This is a genomic window from Streptomyces sp. NPDC060209 (assembly GCF_042728155.1).
GTDB lineage: Bacteria > Actinomycetota > Actinomycetes > Streptomycetales > Streptomycetaceae > Streptomyces.
On the sequence record NZ_JBHWZS010000504.1, the window covers coordinates 1 to 3,464 of the forward strand.

Below are 3,464 nucleotides of genomic sequence, written 5' to 3' on the forward strand. Positions count from 1 at the left end.
GAGCCCGTCACCGTCAAGGCGCGTGAGCTGCTGCGTGGCGACGTACGGGACGGGGACCGGCTCATGACGGTGGAGGCCGTCAGGACGGACGGGGCGAACGTCCAGGTGACCTGGAAATCGGGAGGCGGACGCAGCTGGAGCCAGATGTACGAGGCCGATGCCGACATCCGGCTCCGGCGCCGGCTGCGGCCGGGGAGGTGAGGGGCTCGTACCCGCTGCCTCGTATTTCGACGATCGCCGTAGTACGGTGAATCTCGTAGTACGGTAAAGCTCGTACGAAGTGACGGCCCGGTGCGCCCGGGCCGTCGCGCCGCCCGTCGCATCCCGAGGAATCGGAGCCCCCTGTGAGTGCACTGTTCGAGCCCTACGCCCTGCGGTCGCTGACCATTCCCAACCGCGTCTGGATGGCGCCGATGTGCCAGTACAGCGCGGAAGGGTCCGGCCCCGACGCGGGCGCGGCCAACGAATGGCACTTCGCCCACTACGGCGCCCGCGCGGTCGGCGGAACGGGCCTCGTCCTCGTCGAAGCCACAGCGGTCAGCCCGGAGGGCCGGATCAGCGCCGCGGACCTCGGCATCTGGAACGACCACCAGGTGGAGGCGTTCCGCCGCATCACCGGCTTCCTCGCCGGTCAGGGAACCGTTCCGGGCATCCAGCTCGCGCATGCCGGGCGGAAGGCCTCGACCGGCCGTCCCTGGCTGGGTGGCGGCCCGGTCGGTGTCGACGACTCCGAGGGCTGGCAGCCCGTCGCCCCGAGCCCCCTCGCCTACGACGACGGCCACACGGTGCCCGCCGAGCTCAGCGCCGAGGACATCCAGCAGGTCGTGCGCCAGTTCGCCGACGCCGCCCGCCGGGCGCTCGACGCGGGCTTCCGGGTCGCCGAGATCCACGGGGCGCACGGCTATCTGATCGGTGAGTTCCTGTCCCCGCACAGCAACCACCGCACCGACGCCTACGGCGGCTCCTTCGAGAACCGCACACGCTTCGCGCTGGAGGTCGTGGACGCCGTGCGCGCCGTGTGGCCCGAGGAGCTCCCGCTGTTCTTCCGTATCTCCGCCACCGACTGGCTGACGGAGAACGCCGACGACCCTCGCGAGGGCTGGACCGCCGACGACACCGTCCGCTTCGCACGCGAGCTGCTCGCCCACGGCGTCGACCTGCTGGACGTCTCGACCGGGGGGCTGGCACCGAGGGCGCGGATCGCCGTGGAGCCCGGCTACCAGGTTCCGTTCGCCGAGCGGGTGCGCAAGGAGACCGGCCTCCCGGTGGCCGCGGTGGGGCTGATCACCGACCCCGTGCAGGCCGAGAAGATCCTCGCCGACGGCAGCGCCGACGCCGTCCTGCTCGGCCGCGAACTGCTGCGTGACCCCTACTTCGTCCGCAACGCGGCACGTGCGCTCGGCGGCGACGTCCGGGCGCCCGAACCGTACGGTTACGCGGTGTGACACCGCGTCTGTGGGTACGCTGAGCGGCGATGTTCACTCCTCAGGGACCCACACTGCGCGAACTGGCCGTACAGGCGTTCTCCTCGACGATGCGCGGATACGACCTGCTCGCACCGAAGTTCGACCTGACGCCCTACCGGACCCCGGACCGGATACTCGAAGCCGTCGCCGACGAGGTGCGGCCCCTCGGGCCGTTCGGCCGGGGCCTGGACGTCTGCTGCGGTACCGGAGCGGGCGTGGGAGTGCTGCGCGGGCTGTGCCGGGAGCGGGTCACCGGCGTCGACTTCAGCGCAGGCATGCTCGGCGTGGCCCGGGCCGCGCACGCCGGGAACGCCGGCGGTCCGGTGGTGGACTGGGTCCGGGCCGACGCCATGGCCCTGCCGTTCGCGGGCGCCTTCGACCTGGCCCTGAGCTTCGGGGCGTTCGGTCATTTCCTGCCGGAGGAACGCCCCGGCCTGTTCGACCAGGTGTACGCGGCGCTACGGCCCGGCGGTCTGTTCGTCTTCCCGGTCGGCGCGCCGCCCGCGGTGGGATCCCGGGCCTACTGGTCCCTGCTCGGCTTCGACCTGGCCATGCGGGCGCGCAACGCGCTGTGGCGCCCGCCCTTCGTCATGTACTACCGCACGTTCCCGCTCGCCGGTGTGGTGGACGACCTCGTGCGGACCGGATTCACGGTGCGGTTGCTGCCTCTGGAGGAGTTCGGCCGCAGGCCGGACGGCAGCCCTCGCGTCCGGCTCGTGGTGGCGGCCCGTGGATAAAACTACGACGACTCTCGTACAATGGAGCCCCCTGTACGAAGTGGAGCCACCGTGACGACGAACGCCGCTCGCGTGCTCGCCCACCCCTCGCGCGAGGAGATCCGCGTCGAAGGCGTGCTCCACGCGCTCTCCGATCCGATCAGGCTGCGGATCGTGCGCCAGCTGGCCGCTGCGACCGACGAGCAGGCCTGCTCCCGTTTCGATCTCCCGGTGTCCAAGTCCACCACCACCCACCACTTCAGGGTGCTCCGCGAGAACGGCGTCATCACCCAGTTCTACCGTGGCACGGCCAAGCTGAGCTGCGTACGGACGGAGGATCTGGACGTCCTCTTCCCCGGCCTGCTGGACAGCGTTCTCGGTGGAGCGGAGCTACAGGCCGAGCGCCTGGGCCTGGCCGGCGCGTCCGCGGCCGAGCTATCGGGGGTCGCCCCGGGCCGCGTCGAGCAGCCCTGACCAGTCGGGGATCTTCACCCGCCCGCGTCCGAGCGAGCGGCCCAGCGCGGACTCCGCACGCTCGATGGAAAGCCAGCCGTCCCACTCCACCGGCCGCAGCCCCTGATCCCGGAGCGAGCCCAGTGGATCGGCGGACACCTCCCGGCCGGCGAGCAGCGGCGCGTCCTCGAGCAGCGAGGCGACCGTCTCCTTGGCGCACGACCTGTTCGAGCCGATCACCCCGGTGGGACCGCGCTTGATCCACCCGGCGACGTACTCCCCGGGCGACGCCGTTCCGTCCCTGACCACGCGGCCCGCCAGATGCGGCACGGTGCCGCGCACCGGGTCGAAGGGCAGGCCGGGCAGGGGCGTTCCCCGGTACCCCACGGCGCGCAGCACCAGCTGGGCCTCGATGTCCTCGTACGCCCCGGTGTCCTGCACGCCTCCGGCGCCGTCCGGGGCCGTCCGCGCGAACCGGACCCCCGCGACCCTGCCCTTCCGCTCCAGCAGTTCGACCGGGCGCAGGAAGAACCGCAGCCGGATGCGGCGCTCCCCGTCGCGCGCGGTGGGCGGCGGGTCCGCCGCCCACCCGCGCAGCACGTCCAGATTGCGCCGGACGACGGCGGGCAGCGGCACCCCGGGCCCCTCCGCCACAGCCGCGTACGCCGGATCGAGCGCGAGTTCCGCCCCGTCGACGACGATCCGCGCCCGGGGGAGCGCGCCGAGCTCGCGCAGCTCCTTGGTGGTGAACCTCGCGCCCGAGGGGCCGCGCCTGCCGACGATGTGCACCTCACGCACCTGGCTCGCCCCCAGCGAGTCGAGCGCCGCC

At 72.6% G+C, this 3,464-nt stretch carries 3 protein-coding genes and 2 pseudogenes; 4 read left to right on the forward strand and 1 reads right to left on the reverse strand.

Going from position 1 to position 3,464, the window contains the following annotated elements:
• From ACFWFI_RS41845 to ACFWFI_RS41860, 4 genes and pseudogenes are all read left to right on the forward strand, one after another.
• Nucleotides 1-201 (forward strand): annotated as a pseudogene (locus ACFWFI_RS41845) (hypothetical protein); the annotation flags it as partial.
• 143 nt (nt 202-344) lie between these two features.
• Nucleotides 345-1,445, forward strand: a complete 1,101-nt coding sequence (locus tag ACFWFI_RS41850) for an NADH:flavin oxidoreductase/NADH oxidase (RefSeq protein ID WP_387401068.1) — start codon at nt 345-347, stop codon at nt 1,443-1,445.
• Between the two features lie 29 nt (nt 1,446-1,474).
• Entirely contained in the window at nt 1,475-2,203 is a 729-nt protein-coding gene (locus tag ACFWFI_RS41855; protein WP_387401070.1) for a class I SAM-dependent methyltransferase, read from the forward strand.
• A 21-nt stretch (nt 2,204-2,224) separates the two neighbouring features.
• Nucleotides 2,225-2,656, forward strand: a complete 432-nt coding sequence (locus ACFWFI_RS41860; RefSeq protein ID WP_387401072.1) for an ArsR/SmtB family transcription factor — start codon at nt 2,225-2,227, stop codon at nt 2,654-2,656.
• Here ACFWFI_RS41860 and ACFWFI_RS41865 read toward each other — a convergent pair.
• Nucleotides 2,618-3,464: pseudogene (locus tag ACFWFI_RS41865) on the reverse strand (NADP oxidoreductase); the annotation flags it as partial. The gene ACFWFI_RS41860 and the pseudogene ACFWFI_RS41865 overlap by 39 nt on opposite strands.

Bases quoted from the DNA above. Each gene is read 5' to 3' on its own strand.
- ACFWFI_RS41860 (WP_387401072.1), top strand. From the start codon at position 2,225: ATGGAGCCCCCTGTACGAAGTGGAGCCACCGTGACGACGAACGCCGCT.
- ACFWFI_RS41855 (WP_387401070.1), top strand. From the start codon at position 1,475: ATGTTCACTCCTCAGGGACCCACACTGCGCGAACTGGCCGTACAGGCG.